Raw genomic sequence first — 17,492 nt, 5'->3', positions numbered from 1 at the left:
CGACGCCGTGCGTGCGCGAACCTGGTACGGCGAATTTCGAGAACTCGTCTTGATGTGTGCAGTTTACAACATCACGCAGGCCGTGAACCAGTGAAATCAAGCACCGTCTGGCGATTCACCACGGCCCAATTATCAGCAGAATATCGATGTCTGATTGGAATCCGATAAACACGGTGCCGCCGATCGATACTGTCAATTTCGCCTCGGGTCACCGGAAACGAGACCGAAACCTCTCCTGCTTATACGTAGGCCTCAAACTCTTCGCCGAACAGGAGGAAGTATCCGGTCCCGACGACACCGATTACGGCTGCAATGGTGAACGCGATTTCCGGACTCACGAACTCCCACAGATAGCCACCGAGAGCAGCACTCGGGATGACGATCGTGTTTCGTAGGAGGTAGTATGTCCCTGTGACGCGTCCGCCAGCACCCTTCTCAGCGGGCCCGACGATCAGCGCCTTGTGGGAAGGCAGTCCCGCGAACCGCAGCCCCGAGAACGCGAAGATGAGAACCATCGCCCACTGGAGCGGCATCACTGGGTCGAGGATCTCCGGCCCGCCGATGAGGACGACGGGGAACAACGCATATACGGCGAATCCCAGCCCAACGATGGGCTTGAGGCCGACCCGCTCGGCGACTTTCGCGGCTGGTGCCATGATCAACAGCGCGATCAGCATCTCGACGCCCAGCAGATAGCCGAAGAACGCCTCCGGGGAAAGATCGATCGCATATGAAAAGCCAGCCAGCGAAACCGTCGTCTCGAAGCCGACCTGGTAGAACTGGGTGATCACCAGCACGAAGAAGACGTACACCATCCCGTTGGCGAACCTGACGAGCGTGTCACCGACCAACAGCGGCCGAAGCGGATCGGGCATGTCCCGCAGATCACGTTTGATCTGGTTGATCCCCTCAAAGGAATCGCCAATGGAGTCCTCGCTGGCGTCGTACAAGAGGTGCTGGGCGACCGTCCCGATGACCCCGAAGACGACGGCGACGGCGAGTACGTACTGAAAACTCACCGTGAAGTCGGGATGGAAGCCGATGAGTACGGCTGCAAGCACCGGCCCGATGAGGAACGCCGTCCGCCGGAACGTCTCGGTGCTGGCGAAGCCGGCGGCCAATCGGGAGGGATCGGTTGCCTGTTTGACGACCGCAAACGTCGCTCCGAGTCCGAACGACTTCCACCCCTGCGCGAGCAGTAGGCCGACGAAGATCCAGATCCACGGTTGGATCGTCACGCCGGCAACGGTGAACACGCCGAGGTTCGGCGCGACCAGCCAGACGCCGAAGCCAAGTGTAGAGATCAAACCGAACAGGGTGAGCGCGTACCGTGAGCCGATGCGGTCCGAGATCGCACCGCCCGGATAGGGGAATACTGCCGAAATGATGTTGCCGACGGTTCCGAAGAGGCCGACTATGAACCCTGACGCGCCGAGGGCGACTATATACTCCGGGAGGAATCGACTGGTCATCTGGAAGCCGAGACTGAACGCGAACATCGCCAGCGACAGCACCAGTACGTCTCGCTCCAGCGCGAAGAACTGCCTGAATGTATCTAGCGGTCCCGATTCGTCCGTCTCAACTGTGACTTGTTCCTGACTCATGCTCGAAATCGTGCTGAACTCAGCCGTGTACCTCTACTCCAGTACTTGATTGGTGATGCCTGACTCATAGGACGAGGAAGTACCATGCCATACCGACTCCGCCGCCGCCGAGAATCAGATATGCAGCGTGCGTGCCGCGGACGAACAGTCCGAACGTAACGACGGCCAGGGCGACGGTGAAGGCATCGACGAACGACTCCGCAGCGAGTGTGACAGTCGCACCGAGAATCGCCCCAACGACGGCGGCGTTGACCCCGGTCAATGCCGTTTGGACGACGTCGTTCTCGCGGACCCGAGCAAAATACGGGAAGAAGCCCATAATGAATACGAACGACGGGCCAAACGCACCGACGGTGGCAATCAACGCTCCTAGGATAGCGATCCACACGATGCCGCCGGAGATATCCAGCAACAACTTGTAACCGACAAAGGCCGTCGTCATCACGACGGGGCCGGGAGACAGCTGACCGATGGCGATACCATCGACGAACTCCCGTGCAGTCAACCACGCGAACTCGTTGACGACGTACTTCTCGATGAACGGGATGAGGACGAGACCGCCACCGTAGATGAACGACCCGGTGTAGATCATAAACAGGAACAGCTTCACCCATGAGTTTGCCCAGAGGGCGAGGGCGAATCCCCAGAGTGGACTCGCCTCAATAGCTGTCCTGATGCGAGGGCCGATAACGTCGAGTAAGCGACCTCGGACCGCGTATAATACCCCGACAATAGCAGTCACGACGCCCGCAGCGGCGATTTGTTTCGTATTCGCACGCACCCAGTCCGATCGATAGATGGCAACTGCGATGAGGCCCGCCACGATGAATTCAAGGACGGGATTCGGATTCAGCGTGGCCGTCGCAACGGTCGCTGCAACGAGGAGTACAACCAAGAGAAAGTCCACTGACCACGTTTCTGATCCGATGTCGAACTCGGCATGTGACTGCCCGTCAGCAAGGGCGCTCTGTGCCATCGAGTACGCGGCACCGGCAATGAGCCCAATGACTACCGGATTGATTCCGTAGAAGGCGGCTTCGACGGCCGGCAGCGTCTGGTACGCGAAGTACAGCCAGGAGAAGAAGACGACGAGAATGAACGTCGGGAGCATAAAGAAGAAGCCGGCGACGATCGCTCCTGGATTGCCGGCGCGCATCCAGCCCATGAAGATCCCGAGTTGCGTTGACGCCGGTCCGGGGAGCATGTTGCAAATCGCCAGCCCCTCCATGAAGATCGACTCGTCAGTCCAGCCGCGGGAATCCTCGCCGACAAGATCGTCTTCCATCATCGCGATGTGGACGAGTGGGCCGCCGAACCCGACGATTCCGATAAACAGGAAGTAGCGGGCAATCTCGACGAGTTTCGCTGAGCTCGCCTGCCCGCTGTATTCCTCGACGGCGGCGGATGCTTCGATGTCAGCCATCGTCGTAGTTAGTCTCGGGTGACGATCTGGCGGCCGGAGTTGTTGTCTGAGACACGATGCCGTCCATACCCACCTGTCTCTCCTCGAGGTAAATAATATTTCTACACCCGTGTAGTATCTCCGATTTACTTTCGGCTGGTTTTTACTCCCTCGCGACCACCACGCTGTATATGACCGGCCGCAAGAACGCGATGCTGACGACCGAAGACCGGCGGTGGTTGACGGGCGAAAAGACCTACGACGGGCAACACGCCAAACAACAACGCTACCAGCGGCGGAAAGACATCCGCGAACGGGTCTACAATTCGATGCTGGATTTCTCGATTCTGTTCGAAGAGCTCGAGGAAGACGAGTGGCGAGAGATCCTCGGCGAGGTGGACGATGCCGGTCGTCAGTGGCGGGATGCGGACGATGACCTCCAGGCTGGCGTTCGTGACGGGCTCGCGTTTCTGCTCCGGAGCGTCGGTATCGGCGCGTTGATGCGAGAGGACGGTTCAACGAGTGAGACGATCACCGAGCGAATGGTAACGACAGCGGTCAGACGGGCAGGTCACCGCGACGGAATGCTCGTCGAGTCGGTGTCTGTGGATATTGACGCAATAGACGTGGGCGTCCCCGAACTCCTCGAAGAACTCGAGGAAGGCGGAACGATCTCTCCGAGCGGTCTCTACTTGCTGATGGAGAGTGGAGCTGTCGACACGGACGTAGTGCAGGAGTGTCTGCGTGACCAGCTCTTTGATGAGCGACCGGAGGAGGTGTAACAGATGTCGATTACATCGAAGCGCGAATTATTCGACCGGGAACTTCGGAAACTCTACCATGCAGAGATCGAGATTCTGGATCTTCACAGCGATCTTGCCGCAGCCGCAGCCAGCGACGAAGTGACGGCAATCTTTGGCGGTCATGAAGGAGATACCGTCGATCAGATCGATCGCATTGAGGAACTCTTCGCGACGCTGGATATGGAAACGCGTGAACAGGGGAGTCCGATCATGGAAGGGCTTATCGCAGAGAAGGATCAGTTCGTCCTCGAAATCGAGGACGACGAACTGCGTGACTTGGACGTGATCAACATCGGAATGATTAACGAGCGGCTGGAGATTACTCTTCTAGACCGGCTCATTCTGCTGGCAGACGAACTTGGGCTTCCAGAACCGACTGTCGCAAATCTGGAATCGAACCGGGAGGAAGCACAGACAGCGCTCACACGAATGCAGCAATACATAGAGGATCGACGAGTTACGTAACCACTCACGTTTATGGCGGTCGTCGTGCCGGTCCAGTTCGCAACTGATTCTTCGACCACCTCATTCAGGAGGATCAGGGTCCGCAGCCGGTCAGGAAGCAGCGACCACCAACGGGTCTTCGTTTCCGAGCATCGTTCGAAGATGTGGGACTAGTCTAGCGGAACTCCGCGAAGAAGCGAATTCGGTGTTAGTAGAAAATAGGTCGGTTCTCAATCCTCAGGTGTGACTTGCCCCGGTGCTTCTTGGGCTGGAGCCGGAGGCTTGTGGGTCCCGAAGTCGGGATGGGTCTCTTCCATCCAGACGTACACGATTGCCCCGGAGATGAACATCAAGATCGCAGTCATGTAGAACGCAGCTTCGGTGTTCACGAACTGCATCGTGAGGCCGATCAGGATCGCGCCGACGCCGTAGCCCGAGTCGCGCCACATCCGGTAGACGCCCATGCCTGCCGACCGCCAGGTCGGGTGGGCAGCGTCGCTCGGCACCGTCATCAGGTTCGGGTAGAGCAGCGCCATCCCGAGACCAGAGACGCCGGCCAAAACGGCCCACGGGAGGTAGCTGTCGACGAACACCATTCCGAGGACGCCAGCACCGGCGATGAACATCCCCACGACGACGGGTGGGCGGCGACCGATGCGGTCGGCGAGGCCGCCGGTCCCGATCTGGAGGAAGTACATCGCGCTGTGAACGCCGACGACGACGCCGACGGCCTCGATCGCGAGTCCCTGACTCGTGAGATACAGCGGGACCGCTATCCAGAACAGCGTGTCCACGAAGTTCTCGATGTGGCCGGCCTGTGCCGCCGCGAACAGCGTCTTGTCGCCATAGGTCGCGCGCTTCAGGACGTCGACGAACGGAAGATTCGCGTCGTGGTGGTCGTCGTCGCCCTCCAGTTGCGCGAGGTGAACCGTCTCTTTGATCAGGAAGATCGAGATGAGGAACGCCAGCACCACCACGATGGCGAGGAAGTAGAACGGCTCGGGCCGGAGACTGGTCTGGCCGGCGATGACGCCGGTGATCCACGCCCCAGCTGCGACGCCGGTGTAGCCGAACGCCTCGTCGATGCCGACGGCGAGCCCGCGCTGGTCGGGACTCGCGAGGTCGATCTTGGCGTTGATCGCCATGCTCCAGGTCAGCGCCTGGTTGATCCCCAGCAGGATGTTCCCGACGGTGATCCAGCTCCAACTCGGCGCATAGATGAGGATCACTGGGATCGGCAGCGCAGTGAGCCAGCCGAGTACGAGCACTGGCTTACGCCCGTACTCCTCGCCCCACTTGCCAGCATAGAGGTTGAGCAGCGCCTTGACGAAGCCGAAGGAGACGACGAACGAGCCGATGACGAAGAACGACTCGACGCCGAGGACGTCCTCGCCCAGGACGGGGACGACCGTGCGCTCAGAGCCGATCGTCAGCCCCGTCGCGAACACCAGCAGAACGTGCAGCGAGAACTGTCCGAGGTGTTCGCGAATACCCTGTTTCAAATCAGTTTGCCCGCTCATCGATTATTCGGCTGCACAGCGGTTAGGGCCCAGTTCGAGCTCGGACAGTTCGTCGTCGGGGACGTCCTCCTGGCCGACGTTCGTACGCTTGACGCGCTCGAAGTTCGGCGGATGGTCCGGGATGTCCGAGGCGAGCGTCTCGACGAACTCTTCGCGGTCACGGCTAAGATCCGCGTTTTGCGCTTTGACGTCACTGAGTGTCGCAGTCACCGGTGGCTCGGGTGAGCCGGGATCGTGTGCCGGGAGGACGACGGCGTCGTCCGGCCGATCCAGCAGGCGCTGGAGGCTCTCGTAGAGCGTCGCCGCATTCCCTTCGACGTCGGACTCTTCGATCCCGGCTTCGACACCGAGTTCGACGCGGCCGACGCTCTCGTGGAAGAGCGTATCGCCCGTGAGCAGGGTCTCGCCCTCGAGATCGAACGAGACGCTGCCCTCGCTGTGTCCCGGCGTGTGGATTACGTCGACATCGACGGATCCGACTTCGATCGTCGCTTCATCTTCGAGCGGGGTTGCGTCGATCGCGAGCGCGTCCTTCGGGTGGAGGTAGTACGGAACGTCGTGCCGCTCGGCGAGTTCCGCACCACCGGAGACGTGGTCGGCGTGCGCGTGCGTGTCGAAGACGCCGACGAGGTCGGCGTCGTGCTCGTCGAGGATTGCATCGTACTCGTCGAGGTAGTGGGAGGGATCGAACACGGCGGCCTCGCCGTCCGAAAGCAGGACGTGCGAGAGACAGCCCTTCCCGGGACGGGCGACCTGAACGAGCGTCCCGTCGAGATCGGTTTCAACAGGTGCGCTTCGATGGACACGGCTCCACCCGTTCATCCCATCGGTGAGCGTCGCGGCATCGTACCCCAGTTCTTGCAGGACGTCCGTCGCCGTCTGCGAGACGACTCCCGCGGCGCAGACGGTGACGATCTCTTTCTCTTCCGGCAGGTTGTCGAGGGCATCCTCTGCCGTCTCCGGATCGTCCTGTAGTTCGTCGTAGACGTCGACGTTGACGCTGTCCGGGATGTGCCATTCGTCGTAGTCCGCTTGGTGCCGAATGTCGAGGACGAGAACGTCATCCCCATCGGCCTGCAATCGTCCGCTGAGTTCGTCCGGAGTCACTTCTGTCATCGGTGTTCACCCATAAGAGGCATATCTGTATATGGGTGGTGCCGGTCATGACCGGGACAGCTATTGTGATGGAGACCGAATAGTAGTGTATGAGCCTGTACGAGGCCTCGTTCCGGGTGAAACACGAGTGTCCCTATCGGGAGATTTCGGAACGGCATCCGGACCTCACGATACGCGAGTGGTACCTGAGCGACTGCCAAGTGCTCGAGATTACGTCCTCGGAAACCCCGACGGACGAGTTGCTCGAGGAGATCGACAGTCTGGGAACGGTTCTGCACCGATCGGTCGACGACTCGGGGTTGCACATCGTCACGCAGGCGTGTCTCTGTTCGCTAGAGGGGTCGATCATCGACCGGTTCGAGGAGTACAACTGCCTGTACCAGCCGCCGACGATCCACCGGCAGGGCTGGGAGCACTACTCGGTGATCGCGTTCGACGAGGCCGACGTTCGAGCGCTGATTCGGGACCTCGAGTCCGACCGAGACATCGATGTCCTCTCGAAGACCGCTATCGAGGAACAGCAGATCCCGCACAGCATGTTGGCCCCCGTCGATCAGCTCTTCGAGGATCTCACTGACCGACAACTGGCGGCGCTCCGGTTGGCCCTCGAAAGCGGGTACTACGAACAGCCCCGGAAGACGTCGCTACGCGAGTTGGCCGAGCGGACATCCGTTGCTCGCTCGACGTACGAGGAACACCTTCGGAAAGCTGAGAACAAACTCCTCACGAACGCGGGCGAGTTCCTACGGTTGGTGACGGCGACGTCCACGGGAGACCCACTGCACGTCGAGCAACCACGGACGCCCGAACAGAGCGCCGACTGACCACGCTACGAGCCAACCTCGTCGTAGCGTTAGCCGATGGTCAGCACTTCGTCGGCGTCTTCGACGATGCGAAGGCAGTCACCCATCGTCGAACGGGGTCTGAGGTCGTCGGGGTCGATGTCACGAGAGTCGAGACAGGTACCACAGGCGAAGAGTTCCCCGCCGTCTTGCGTGTACTTGCGCATTACTCCGTGCGGGTTGAACTTCTCGTGCTCGAGGTCAGGCGCTTCGACGCCATCACCGAGGAGGAACACTTCGACGGTATGCCCCCCGTCCAGTGCGGTGTTCGCCAGTCGAAAGCCGTTCCAGACGCGCTCAGGGTCGTTCGTCTCGAGGATGATTCCGAGGTGCATACGGAAACTATGGTGGGTGGTAACTTGAGTCTCTGTGATGATTCTTCCCTAGAGGGAATCCCGCCAACCAATTATGGTGGCAAGTTCCTTTAGATAATGAGTGAAGCGCTCCAGAGTCGATGTTACGTCTTAGCAACTACGAATGATCTACTTGGACCACGCCGCGACGACGGAACCGCACGAGGAGGTCATCGCCGCAATGCAGCCGTCTCTCGAAGATCACTACTGCAATCCATCGGCGGTCTATGCGACCGCTGAGGCTGACGCGGTTCACAACGCACGAACAGCAGTCGCTGATCTCCTCGGTACGAGTGCTCGAAACATCGTGTTCACGGGCGGAGGAAGCGAAGCAGACAATCTCGCGCTCAAAGGGGCCGTCGACGTGGCTGACGGGCAACACGTCGTCACCACGACTATCGAACACTCAGCGGTGATCGAGACAGCCAACTGGCTGGAAGAACACGGTATCGACGTGACGCGGGTGACCCCCGGGAAGGACGGCCGCGTCGATCCAGTCGACGTCGCAGATGCGATTCAACCGGACACAGCCGTCGTCTCCGTTATGCACGCCAACAACGAAACGGGGGTCATCCAGCCGCTGGAAGCTATCGGCGAAATCACTGACGAACGCGACGTGTTGTTCCACTCGGATACGGTCCAGTCAGCGGGCAAGGTTCCAATCGACATCGATGAACTCGGACTCGACTTGGCGAGCCTCAGCGCACACAAGTTCTATGGCCCGAAAGGCGTGGGCGCACTGTACGTCCGTGACGGTATCGAACTGGAGCCGATAATCCACGGAGGCGGTCAAGAACGGGGACTCCGCAGCGGAACCGAAAACGTCCCAGGGATTGTTGGGATGGGAAGAGCTGCTGAACTTGCCGTGGAGGACCTGGCGGAACGGAGAGAACGTCTAGCCGAACTCCGTGACGAACTCATCGTCACACTCCAGAACGAAACCGATGCAACCCTCGTCGGTCATCCCGATCGGCGACTCCCAGGCTACGCGATGATGGGATTCCCTGAATTGTCGGGGGCGGATCTCGTTCAGGCGTTCGCTGACCGCGACATCGCGGTGTCGAGCGGGTCTGCGTGCCACTCCGGTGATCGATCTCCCTCTCGAGTTCTGATGGAGATGGGCATCGATACGAACCTGGCATTTGGCGCGGTTCGTTTCTCACTGGGCCGTGACACGACGAGAGAGGACATCCAGTACGTCAAAGACCAACTCGGACACGTTCTTGAGGAGGCCAGGAGATGAGCGACGTAGAGAGTTTTATCCGATTCTGCGAGAGCGAGTTCGGGACGGCGGTCATGGATCGCGAGGCCGGGTACGTGAAACAGCACGTCGGTACAGACGACCGGATTCTGGACGTTGGATGCGGCATCGGCTCGCTCGAAGAACGCTTTCCCGATCACGAAATGATCGGGGTAGATCGCTCAGAGGCGATGATCCAGGCAGCACAGGATCGAGTTTCTGCACCGCTTGTTCTCGGTGATGCGACCACGCTCCCTATCGCAACCGCGTCCGTTGATGCTGTCGTCTTCGTCTCGACGCTCGAATTCATTCCCGATAGCGATGCTGTGCTAGCCGAGGCGACTCGTGTCCTCGCGTCTGAGGGAGTCCTCGTGGCACTCGTGTTGAACACACGCTCCGAGTACATTCAATCTAATCTCCAGCGAGAAGGTTCCTACTTCCAGCGGATGGTCCACCGGGATTCTGAGGCGTTGACAGACACGGTTCTGGAATACGTCGAGGGCGAGCAGGAGTTCTTTTTGGGTATCTCCGACGAGCAAGTCTTCAAGACCACAGACCCATCGAACGCTGCGATCTCAGCGGTCGTTGGGACTCCGACTGAGTGACCACAATATCCTTGCCTGAGTTCTGTGAACACGAACGATATGACTGACCCGTCTGACCCGGACACGTCTCCGCTTTTCGAGGCGAAAGATTTCGACGAATCATCTGTGTTCACGCCGGAAGCGCTGCTGGAGAACGCCCGTCGGCAGAAGGATCTCCCGGAACGATCAGTTCCGGAAATCTGTATCCTTGATCCGGATGGAGACATCGTGCGCCAACTGACAGCCACTGGAGAAGCACGTAAAGATGAAGCGTGGCCCGGCTACCATACCGACCTCTATCGGTTCGAACGAAACGGTGAGGAATTTGGTATCATTGGCTGTGCAGTGGGGGCATCGTTCGCTGTCCTCGTTGCAGAGCAGCTGTTCGCCGCCGGTTGCCGATTCCTCATTAGTGTAACCTCTTCAGGGAAGATTGTACCGAAGGACGACCCGCCCTACTTCGTTCTTATTGAACGTGCGCTCCGCGACGAAGGAACGAGTCATCATTACCGATCCCCGAATCGCTACGCAGCGCTCGATGACGAACTCAGTGCTTTGGTCGAAGAGGCGTGTGAAAAAGTATCCCGTCCGGTGTACACGGGGGCAACGTGGACGACTGATGCCCCGTTCCGGGAAACGGAAGCTGCAATCGAACGTGCTCGGTCAGAAGGAATCCTCGCCGTCGAAATGGAAGCAGCAGCGCTGTATACGTTCGCGGACGTTCGGGATCGTCCGGTGGTTTGCTTCGCGCATGTAACCAACCAGATGGGGCAGACTGAGGAGGACTTCGAAAAAGGAGAAGCAGACGGAAGCCAAGACGCGTTAGAGGTAATCACCACGACTGCTACCGCCTGGAGATCGCTGAACTGAGTCTTTAATCGCCCGTTCCGAATTCCGCAGATACAGCACGGCTTCTGTCCGTTCAGCGGGCTGGTTCTGGCTGGTCCGGGTGACTTCCGAGTCGCCGTCACACCGTTCCTCTGAAGCTGTCCGTCTGCTGAGTACAGCCTCTGAGTCGGTCACGCAGAGTTCGGTCGGTCAAGAGCCTGCCACGTCAGGAACTACGGGCTCGCCGGTAACTTACTGCCAGAATTAGTCGATCACTCCCTCGCCGATCGAGAGCGGCGACTGAGGGTCATTCGGACGTGGGTGCTACACGCCGTCAGGCGGCCACTGAGAGAGGCGAGGTCGATCGTTCTCCCACGCCACTAACTCGAGAACCGACGGCACGAGCGAGAGTCGCTGCTCGAGGACGTTCACCGGATGGCTGTCGTGGAACACGGCCGGTTTCCGAGCGACCGTCTCGTCTCGATAATCAAGTTGGAAGTGACACTTCCCGAGGTCGGGGTGGGTTTCGTCCTGGTGCCACCCGAGCGAGTAGTTCCGTTCCCCGTCGATCCACTGAATCTCGTAGTGATCGTACTCGGCGTCGTTCGGGAAGTCGAACTCAACGCGAAGTTCGGCCGTCTCCGAGGGATACGGCTTTCCCAACAGAACCTCGGGATCGACCGTCGCGTAAACCTCGTGTCGTCGGATCGAACTCGGCGCGTATCGGACGTCGCGGCACCCGCCCTGGTTGCTCAGCCACGTTTGGATCTCACCGTGAGCGGCGTGCTGGTCGAGTAAACTCCGGTGAGCGAGGAAGACGAACAGCGACGCCATCGATTACTGCGCCGCCTCGCTCGGTCGAGGGCCGGACTCGGGATCGGTGACGCTCTCGAGATCGTCGTACAGGGAGAGCGCGTGGTCGACGAGACGTTTCGTCTCTTGGGAGCGCTCCCACCGGCGGATAACCGTGTTTCGCTCCCGAATTTCGTCGCTCGACAGATCCGCGTCAGTCACGGACTCTTCCAGTTCGCTCAGGGAATCTACGTCGTAGGTGTCCTGCCACGCTTCGATCTGCTCTTGGATTTCCGCGACCTCGTTCCGTAGTTCGTCCTTGGTGTGCTCGGCCGCGAGTTCTTCCACGCGGTCGAGATAGCGCCGCCGATAGTCGGGGCCGTACCGGTACTTCGTCTCGGTCCCGCTGTCGTCTTCGACGCGCTTGAGCTGCCCATACTCGACGAGTCGCTCGAGTTCGTCTTTCGTGGTGTCCCACGACGCGACGTCGGCTTCGTTCTTGATCCAGTTGACCGACCGAGGGCGGGTGAGTGAGAGCGCGATCTTTCGCACGCGCTCTCTGGTACTGAGTCCGTCAGTCCACGAGTCCATGATGTGCCACCTGTACTGGAGTACGAGACGCCCTCTATTATAATTTGGCCTTGCCCAGAATATGGTGGCTCATTTATATAGTCCGACCACAGTTAGCCGGCGACCGCTAGCGAATCTTCGTTTCCGAGCATCGCAATCATCTTGTCAAATACGATATTGGCCTACAGTGAACCCCATCGATATGAATGCATCTATCATACAGCAGGAATAAAAAGGAGGGCGGAAAGTTATTTTGCGCTCAGAGTCGATCTAAATAGTCCCGCCGCTGTTCCATCTTCTCTTTCTCAGTACGCCGGTCGTAGTGTTGTTCAATGACTGCGGGGCTCACGTTCGCGCGATCGCTGACGACGTTGTCCGGAAGGTCACTGTTGAGCGAGTGCGTGATGCTGCCTCTGCGAATAGCGTGGGGATTGACGTTCGCGGGACACCTGAACGCCTCCTGGTCGTTGACAGCAGCCTCGCACTCCTCTGGATCTCGATCTTCAGGACACTCCACTCCACGGAAGCACGGCCGGGTCGCCTGGTAGACGTACTTCCGAAGCGTAGTCTTGTTCGCGCGGCCCTCCCGCGTCGCGACGAGCGGTTCACGTCCGAAGTCATCAGTCACGTTCGGTCGCTTCTCTTCGATCCAGTCGTCGAGCAGCATGCAGATGTCATCTGACAGTGCGACCAGACGCTCACCGTCTTTCTTGTTCTTGATTGGCGTGTCAGTATCCGGGCGGTGGTGAACCTCGATGTACTGCTCGCCGGGATTGTAGTCGTCGACGTCGAGGGCATTGACGCTGCTGATACGCATCATCGTGTGCCACATCAGCGCGACGGTGACGTGCTCACGGGATGCGTAGTCGTACTTGGCGAGGTACGAGAGAACCGCTTCGGCTTCTTCGGTCTCCAGCATCTCGTCGCGGGTGTTTTGCTCTGGTGTCATCGACGGCGAACGGACCTTCGTCGAGAGGTCCTGCTCGACGGCGTCGATCGACTCGGCCCAGCGGATGAACACGCGCAGCGTGTCCATCTGGGTCTTCTCGCTGGCGACGGAGAGGTCACCGTCGTCGCGCCGCCAGAGGCGGTACTGCTGGATTTTGCGCCCGGTGAGGTCGTTGAGGTTGTCGATGTCCTCCATCTCGCACCAGCGCAGGAAGTGCTTGAGGCGGTACCTGTGCGACTGAATCGAACTCTCGGCGAGTTCGGCTTCCTTGTCCGTGAGGTACAGCTCGAGTGCTGTCTCCGGATCGATTGGCTCGAGACTCATAGTCGTGAGTCGCGAACCGATAACGGGTCGATCTGAACTCCGGGATTTCCCTCCGTTCGTCAGACTGAACGAGAGGAATCCTGAGGGCGTCTGAGGCCCTGTGAGCCTGCAGCGCCCATTCGTTTTCTGGATGGTTGGAATCCAAAGGACGGCAGCAGTCGGTTTATGAAGAAGTCGCTATGCGCGCCGTCGAGTTCGTTCGTTTGTCGAATGGGGTCGTCGTCGAGCGCAATGACCTCACACTCGAGCAACACCGGAAGATCACCGAGATGCTGTCGACGCGAGCAGTGACCTTTGAGGTCAGTACCGGGATCGGCACCGAAACTACGTGCGTGTTTCCCTCAGTACTGGTTGCTGACTATGAGTAAGCGTACCGCTAGGGGTTCGATGTCTCGGAAAACGCCGGCCAGAGACCGGCGTTAGAGCCCCATCTTGCAAGTGGTGTGTCAATTGAGGGAAATCTGCCTGAAATCAGGTATCGATACTACGGATTCTTCTATTGACTCTGGAATCAACTAGTGGTGTTTATCGCCCCAATAATGGTGAAGGGGCTTCTCAGTTGTCCCTTCGGAGCCAATGATGGCAACGAGAGACATCTACACGACTACATTCAACGAAGACGTTCAGACGACTGCAACTAACTGTCCAGATTGTGGCGGCAGCATTCGAACGACTGACCGGGAGACGATCTGTGAGGCTTGTGGACGTATCCTCGAGGAAACCTACCTAGACCGAGGACCAGACTGGAGTCGATATGACGAGCAGGGATCCAAGAGACGGACTGGTGCCCCGCTGACACCGACACGCCACGATCGAGGCCTCTCCACTGAGATTGGATACAAGCGAGACGGAAATGGAGACACCCTCTCGAGTAGGAAGCGCCGACAACTGAACCGGCTGCGTCGCGAACAGTCCCGTGCTCGGTGGCAGTCGAAAGCTGAACGGAACCTCGCCTATGGACTCGGTGAAATCCGGCGGATCGTCGCAAGTCTCGGCCTCGCACAGAATATCCGGGATCAGGCATGTTCGCTGTTCCGAACGGCACAGTCCGAACAGCTCTGTCGCGGACGATCACTCGAGGCGGTGGCTGCAGCCAGTGTCTACGCAACGTCTCGGTGTAACGGACTCGGACGATCACGGGCCGAAATCGCAGCCTGTGCACGCTGTGATCAGAACAGACTCACTAACGCCTATACCGTGATGAACGTCGAACTCGAGTTGCCGACACAGCCGATTACAGCAACGGATCGGATTCCGAGGCTTGCAACAGAACTCGAGGTCCCAGATCAGGTTCGTCGACGAGCGCTCGAGCTCGCACAGAGGGCACGTGAACACGGACTGACGATCGGCTGCCGGCCGAGTGGCGTCGCAGCGGGCTGTCTTTATCTCGCGGCCCAGCGAGTCGGTTTGTGTCTCTCGCAACAGCGGATCGCCGATATCGCAGGCACATCACCGAACACGCTCCGCAGTCGGCGAGACGAGTTACTCGAGATCGAAACCTGAGCCAGATACAGCAACCCAGAGGGATGCTTGCAACCAGTAGTTGGTAGCGCGGTTTCTTTATTCAGATCTCTGGGTGAGTATGAATTGGGTGATTCGGTAACTACAGATGCTTATTGGCCATGGGGAGAGGTTTTACCCTCAACGAAATCGGTGGTAACTCCTGTGTAGTCAACCAGCGCTTTCCGGATCAACAACTTCACGGCATTCAGGACATTCTGCGAATACTCGTTGCTTGCCGTTCGTCACGAACTCGATGATGGATTGATGTTCTGGGACTCTAGCGTTACAGAACGGACAGTTTCCGAGCATCTGGTTTTCGACTGTCATAGGGAACCGGAGTGGAGCCATGGAGCGTGTGACAGGGGAATCCACAGCTCTATGCGAGGTATTTGATCTTTCGAGTGAAAAAGGGATGCCAGCCTCAGTGAAAGTAGAAATCGTTGAGCATGAGATAGCACTCTACGAGGCTCGAAGGTCGGATTCTAAGCACTCTTCTTACCTTGCCCGTATATAAAGAGAGGGCTGTAATACTCACATACCTATCTATATTTTGTCTATAACAACCTTCAAAGGGATGAGGGACCATTGCATGGACGACCTCACCGGCTTCCAGCGCGACCTCCTCTACGTCATCGCGGGTGCAGAGCAGCCATCTGGTCAAGACGTGAAAGATGAGGTAGAGCAGTACTATAGTAGTGAAATCAACCATGGGCGTTTATACCCGAATCTAGATACAGTGGTGAACAAGGAGTTGGTCGAAAAAGGGCAATTGGATCGTCGAACTAATTACTACGATATTACAGAACAAGGGAAGAAGCTAATTAAAGAGCGTCGTGAGTGGGAAGAGCAATATATGGATTTCTGAGAACAGCTCTAAAAACATTTTCTGATTCATGTTATCGAGATGCGCTAAGCGATAGCTGAGTTCTCTGTACATAACGTGATTTTCGCGCGACCTTCTGAATAAAGAAACCGTGCTACTATCTACTGTAACGGAACTACTCGAGCGCTCCCTCGAGTATGTTTTTCTTCCCCGAAGGGGTGAGGGTCGTTCCAGAATGGAGCGTCCATCGTCACAAACGATGACTCCGAGTGACTGTTCGCAGGTGTCCTTCGACGACTCGGACACCAGACGTGAGGAGATGCAGAGTACGATGGAAGCGTGGGTCGAAGACCTCGTCGACGAGGTTGACGACGCCGTCTCGAGCGACGAGTTCCAGAGGTGGCTTGAGGTGCAGAGCCGCTTTCACGACTATTCACATCGAAATACGCTGCTGATCAATCGGCAGTATCCAAACGCGACCCGCGTCGCCGGCTATCGGACGTGGCAAAACGAGTTCGACCGCCATGTCAAAGAAGGAGAAAGTGCCATCTGGATCTGGGCACCGATCATCGCGAAGCAGTGCCCTGAGTGTGAGAACTCACCATCGTATCATGATCGAAGCGATTGCGAATACGATGAGACACCGCCCGAGGAGTGGTCGAAAGGACTTGTCGGATTTCGACCAGCACCGGTCTTCGATATTTCCCAAACAGAGGGGGAGCCACTACCTGAACTCGAGACTGAAGCGACTGGAACCGCCGATAAGCTACTGCCAGCGCTGCTCAAGGCTGCCTCGTCGCTCACTGTGGACGTGGCGGTCGTCTCTCGAGATGACTGGTCTTACGGCGATGCCAAGGGCGTCTGTCAGTATCGGTCACCTGCAGAACGACCACTCGTCGAAGCACGTGACCGTGAGAATAGCGCCGATCTCGCTGTGACGCTCGTCCACGAGTATGCGCATGCACTCTTGCATAGTGGCATCGACAACGAGACTGAACGGTCGAAACGTGAACTTGAGGCTGAGGCAGTCGGCTACGTCGTTGGACGATATTTCGGGCTCGATACGAGCGGCTCGGCGTTCTACCTCGCTGCGTGGGAAGGTGACGAACCAGAGGCGATTTTCGACCGACTCGAGCGGATCAGTTCGACCGCCCAAGAGATCATCGACGTCGTCAACAAGGTGACCGACGATGAGTGATCGACCGCTTCTACTCAAGATTATCAATGCACTCGAAGAACAGGGCCTTGATCAGAACGAGTACCAACTCCAACAAGTGATTGATGTCGAAGCCCTCGAGCGACTTGTAGACTCAACAAGCCCATACACTGATCTCGAGATTCGGTTCTCGATTGGTGAGCTCCGTGTGGTAGTGACACCATCCGATGTTGCCGTGATCAAGGTGTCGTAGCGGGGCGTTCGCCGAGTCAGACAGTCAACAAAGCGGATGTGACTGATATTTGGATAGGTATACCTTACGGCACTGTCTAGTTTAGCACCTCGGCGAGAGTCTGTCCGTTGAGTGACTGGTGCGGTCGTTGTGTGTTATAGTAGTGTACAAACTGTTCAAGCCATTCTCTGACGCTCGTCCGACTGCCCACCCACGAGTTATGGAAGCGGTCAACTCTCATCTTCAAGGTGTGAAACCACTTTTCGATTAGGTTTCTTTCGACGGCTCTGGTGAATCGCTGTACGGCGTCGGCTTCAACCGTCAGAACTAGAAAGATGAAGCGGGAAACCGTCGATGTCCATGTCGAAAATTTCCCGCTTCACGAGCAAAGTCGTTCAGTTAGCTAA

At 58.1% G+C, this 17,492-nt stretch carries 19 protein-coding genes and 3 pseudogenes; 12 read left to right on the top strand and 10 right to left on the bottom strand.

The annotated features are described in order from the left end of the window. Window positions 1-94: pseudogene (locus ACJYUO_RS21625) on the top strand (IS5/IS1182 family transposase); the annotation flags it as partial. Window positions 95-239: 145 nt separating this feature from the next. On the opposite strand, the gene ACJYUO_RS21620 reads toward ACJYUO_RS21625, so the two are convergent. Next, window positions 240-1,604 (bottom strand): MFS transporter, encoded by a 1,365-nt coding sequence (locus ACJYUO_RS21620; RefSeq protein ID WP_494347373.1) that lies wholly within the window; start codon window positions 1,602-1,604, stop codon window positions 240-242. A gap of 64 nt (window positions 1,605-1,668) precedes the next feature. Next, window positions 1,669-3,027, bottom strand: coding sequence for a chromate efflux transporter (gene chrA / locus ACJYUO_RS21615; RefSeq protein WP_494347372.1), 1,359 nt, complete (start codon window positions 3,025-3,027; stop codon window positions 1,669-1,671). Between the two features lie 170 nt (window positions 3,028-3,197). On the opposite strand from chrA, the gene ACJYUO_RS21610 reads away from it, so the two are divergent. Next, window positions 3,198-3,788 (top strand): DUF8102 family protein, encoded by a 591-nt coding sequence (locus ACJYUO_RS21610; protein WP_494347371.1) that lies wholly within the window; start codon window positions 3,198-3,200, stop codon window positions 3,786-3,788. Window positions 3,789-3,791: 3 nt separating this feature from the next. Beyond that, window positions 3,792-4,274 (top strand): DUF892 family protein, encoded by a 483-nt coding sequence (locus ACJYUO_RS21605; RefSeq protein WP_494347370.1) that lies wholly within the window; start codon window positions 3,792-3,794, stop codon window positions 4,272-4,274. Between the two features lie 209 nt (window positions 4,275-4,483). Here ACJYUO_RS21605 and ACJYUO_RS21600 read toward each other — a convergent pair whose 3' ends face one another. Then, entirely contained in the window at window positions 4,484-5,773 is a 1,290-nt protein-coding gene (locus ACJYUO_RS21600) for an MFS transporter (protein ID WP_494347369.1), read from the bottom strand. 3 nt (window positions 5,774-5,776) lie between these two features. Further along, entirely contained in the window at window positions 5,777-6,889 is a 1,113-nt protein-coding gene (locus tag ACJYUO_RS21595) for an MBL fold metallo-hydrolase (protein ID WP_494347368.1), read from the bottom strand. 89 nt (window positions 6,890-6,978) lie between these two features. Here ACJYUO_RS21595 and ACJYUO_RS21590 point away from each other — a divergent pair, with 89 nt between their 5' ends. Continuing rightward, a complete protein-coding gene (locus ACJYUO_RS21590; protein WP_494347367.1) occupies window positions 6,979-7,713 on the top strand; it encodes a helix-turn-helix domain-containing protein in 735 nt (244 codons plus the stop codon). Between the two features lie 29 nt (window positions 7,714-7,742). Here ACJYUO_RS21590 and ACJYUO_RS21585 read toward each other — a convergent pair whose 3' ends face one another. Next, a complete protein-coding gene (locus ACJYUO_RS21585) occupies window positions 7,743-8,066 on the bottom strand; it encodes a DsrE family protein (RefSeq protein ID WP_494347366.1) in 324 nt (107 codons plus the stop codon). Window positions 8,067-8,208: 142 nt separating this feature from the next. On the opposite strand from ACJYUO_RS21585, the gene ACJYUO_RS21580 reads away from it, so the two are divergent. The 3 genes from ACJYUO_RS21580 to ACJYUO_RS21570 are packed head-to-tail and all read left to right on the top strand — an operon-like array spanning window position 8,209 to window position 10,778. Continuing rightward, the gene (locus tag ACJYUO_RS21580) at window positions 8,209-9,327 is read left to right on the top strand and encodes a cysteine desulfurase family protein (protein WP_494347365.1); all 1,119 of its coding nucleotides are present in this window, start codon (window positions 8,209-8,211) and stop codon (window positions 9,325-9,327) included. Further along, window positions 9,324-9,929 carry a class I SAM-dependent methyltransferase gene (locus ACJYUO_RS21575; protein WP_494347364.1) on the top strand — a complete coding sequence of 202 codons (606 nt, stop codon included), beginning with the start codon at window positions 9,324-9,326 and terminating at the stop codon, window positions 9,927-9,929. The genes ACJYUO_RS21580 and ACJYUO_RS21575 overlap by 4 nt, the downstream gene beginning before the upstream one ends. 39 nt (window positions 9,930-9,968) lie before the next feature. Continuing rightward, window positions 9,969-10,778 (top strand): nucleoside phosphorylase, encoded by an 810-nt coding sequence (locus ACJYUO_RS21570; protein ID WP_494347363.1) that lies wholly within the window; start codon window positions 9,969-9,971, stop codon window positions 10,776-10,778. A gap of 282 nt (window positions 10,779-11,060) precedes the next feature. Here ACJYUO_RS21570 and ACJYUO_RS21565 read toward each other — a convergent pair whose 3' ends face one another. The 3 genes from ACJYUO_RS21565 to ACJYUO_RS21555 form a co-directional block, all read right to left on the bottom strand. After that, entirely contained in the window at window positions 11,061-11,570 is a 510-nt protein-coding gene (locus ACJYUO_RS21565; RefSeq protein ID WP_494347362.1) for a hypothetical protein, read from the bottom strand. 3 nt (window positions 11,571-11,573) lie between these two features. Then, on the bottom strand, window positions 11,574-12,119 hold the full coding sequence (locus tag ACJYUO_RS21560; RefSeq protein ID WP_494347361.1) for a DUF7342 family protein: 546 nt from the start codon (window positions 12,117-12,119) through the stop codon (window positions 11,574-11,576). Between the two features lie 238 nt (window positions 12,120-12,357). After that, on the bottom strand, window positions 12,358-13,371 hold the full coding sequence (locus ACJYUO_RS21555; RefSeq protein ID WP_494347360.1) for a tyrosine-type recombinase/integrase: 1,014 nt from the start codon (window positions 13,369-13,371) through the stop codon (window positions 12,358-12,360). A 576-nt stretch (window positions 13,372-13,947) separates the two neighbouring features. Here ACJYUO_RS21555 and ACJYUO_RS21550 point away from each other — a divergent pair. Together ACJYUO_RS21550 and ACJYUO_RS21545 are read left to right on the top strand one after the other, a co-directional pair. Beyond that, window positions 13,948-14,562, top strand: a pseudogene (locus ACJYUO_RS21550) (transcription initiation factor IIB); the annotation flags it as partial. 9 nt (window positions 14,563-14,571) lie between these two features. Continuing rightward, complete coding sequence (locus tag ACJYUO_RS21545) at window positions 14,572-14,874, top strand: transcription initiation factor IIB family protein (protein ID WP_494347375.1); 303 nt, start codon at window positions 14,572-14,574, stop codon at window positions 14,872-14,874. A gap of 168 nt (window positions 14,875-15,042) precedes the next feature. Here the strand turns inward: ACJYUO_RS21545 and ACJYUO_RS21540 are convergent, their stop codons facing one another. Next, on the bottom strand, window positions 15,043-15,183 hold the full coding sequence (locus ACJYUO_RS21540) for a DUF7837 family putative zinc-binding protein (RefSeq protein ID WP_494347374.1): 141 nt from the start codon (window positions 15,181-15,183) through the stop codon (window positions 15,043-15,045). Window positions 15,184-15,463: 280 nt separating this feature from the next. Between ACJYUO_RS21540 and ACJYUO_RS21535 the strand changes: the two genes are divergently transcribed. The 3 genes from ACJYUO_RS21535 (at window position 15,464) to ACJYUO_RS21525 (ending at window position 17,106) form a co-directional block, all read left to right on the top strand. Then, on the top strand, window positions 15,464-15,739 hold the full coding sequence (locus tag ACJYUO_RS21535; protein WP_494347359.1) for a PadR family transcriptional regulator: 276 nt from the start codon (window positions 15,464-15,466) through the stop codon (window positions 15,737-15,739). 217 nt (window positions 15,740-15,956) lie between these two features. Then, a complete protein-coding gene (locus ACJYUO_RS21530) occupies window positions 15,957-16,895 on the top strand; it encodes a DUF955 domain-containing protein (RefSeq protein WP_494347358.1) in 939 nt (312 codons plus the stop codon). Continuing rightward, on the top strand, window positions 16,888-17,106 hold the full coding sequence (locus tag ACJYUO_RS21525; RefSeq protein ID WP_494347357.1) for a HalOD1 output domain-containing protein: 219 nt from the start codon (window positions 16,888-16,890) through the stop codon (window positions 17,104-17,106). Before ACJYUO_RS21530 ends, ACJYUO_RS21525 begins: the two co-directional genes overlap by 8 nt. Window positions 17,107-17,182: 76 nt before the next feature. Here ACJYUO_RS21525 and ACJYUO_RS21520 read toward each other — a convergent pair. Then, window positions 17,183-17,368 (bottom strand): annotated as a pseudogene (locus tag ACJYUO_RS21520) (integrase core domain-containing protein); the annotation flags it as partial. Window positions 17,369-17,492: the final 124 nt, after the last annotated feature.

This window comes from Natrinema sp. CRL1, from assembly GCF_059162405.1.
This window is presented reverse-complemented; position numbering and strand designations above follow the sequence as displayed.

Coding starts and splice junctions, on each gene's coding strand:
- ACJYUO_RS21620 (WP_494347373.1), bottom strand. CDS start 1,604: ATGAGTCAGGAACAAGTCACAGTTGAGACGGACGAATCGGGACCGCTA.
- chrA (WP_494347372.1), bottom strand. CDS start 3,027: ATGGCTGACATCGAAGCATCCGCCGCCGTCGAGGAATACAGCGGGCAG.
- ACJYUO_RS21610 (WP_494347371.1), top strand. CDS start 3,198: ATGACCGGCCGCAAGAACGCGATGCTGACGACCGAAGACCGGCGGTGG.
- ACJYUO_RS21605 (WP_494347370.1), top strand. CDS start 3,792: ATGTCGATTACATCGAAGCGCGAATTATTCGACCGGGAACTTCGGAAA.
- ACJYUO_RS21600 (WP_494347369.1), bottom strand. CDS start 5,773: ATGAGCGGGCAAACTGATTTGAAACAGGGTATTCGCGAACACCTCGGA.
- ACJYUO_RS21595 (WP_494347368.1), bottom strand. CDS start 6,889: ATGACAGAAGTGACTCCGGACGAACTCAGCGGACGATTGCAGGCCGAT.
- ACJYUO_RS21590 (WP_494347367.1), top strand. CDS start 6,979: ATGAGCCTGTACGAGGCCTCGTTCCGGGTGAAACACGAGTGTCCCTAT.
- ACJYUO_RS21585 (WP_494347366.1), bottom strand. CDS start 8,066: ATGCACCTCGGAATCATCCTCGAGACGAACGACCCTGAGCGCGTCTGG.
- ACJYUO_RS21580 (WP_494347365.1), top strand. CDS start 8,209: ATGATCTACTTGGACCACGCCGCGACGACGGAACCGCACGAGGAGGTC.
- ACJYUO_RS21575 (WP_494347364.1), top strand. CDS start 9,324: ATGAGCGACGTAGAGAGTTTTATCCGATTCTGCGAGAGCGAGTTCGGG.
- ACJYUO_RS21570 (WP_494347363.1), top strand. CDS start 9,969: ATGACTGACCCGTCTGACCCGGACACGTCTCCGCTTTTCGAGGCGAAA.
- ACJYUO_RS21565 (WP_494347362.1), bottom strand. CDS start 11,570: ATGGCGTCGCTGTTCGTCTTCCTCGCTCACCGGAGTTTACTCGACCAG.
- ACJYUO_RS21560 (WP_494347361.1), bottom strand. CDS start 12,119: ATGGACTCGTGGACTGACGGACTCAGTACCAGAGAGCGCGTGCGAAAG.
- ACJYUO_RS21555 (WP_494347360.1), bottom strand. CDS start 13,371: ATGAGTCTCGAGCCAATCGATCCGGAGACAGCACTCGAGCTGTACCTC.
- ACJYUO_RS21545 (WP_494347375.1), top strand. CDS start 14,572: ATGAACGTCGAACTCGAGTTGCCGACACAGCCGATTACAGCAACGGAT.
- ACJYUO_RS21540 (WP_494347374.1), bottom strand. CDS start 15,183: ATGCTCGGAAACTGTCCGTTCTGTAACGCTAGAGTCCCAGAACATCAA.
- ACJYUO_RS21535 (WP_494347359.1), top strand. CDS start 15,464: ATGGACGACCTCACCGGCTTCCAGCGCGACCTCCTCTACGTCATCGCG.
- ACJYUO_RS21530 (WP_494347358.1), top strand. CDS start 15,957: ATGACTCCGAGTGACTGTTCGCAGGTGTCCTTCGACGACTCGGACACC.
- ACJYUO_RS21525 (WP_494347357.1), top strand. CDS start 16,888: ATGAGTGATCGACCGCTTCTACTCAAGATTATCAATGCACTCGAAGAA.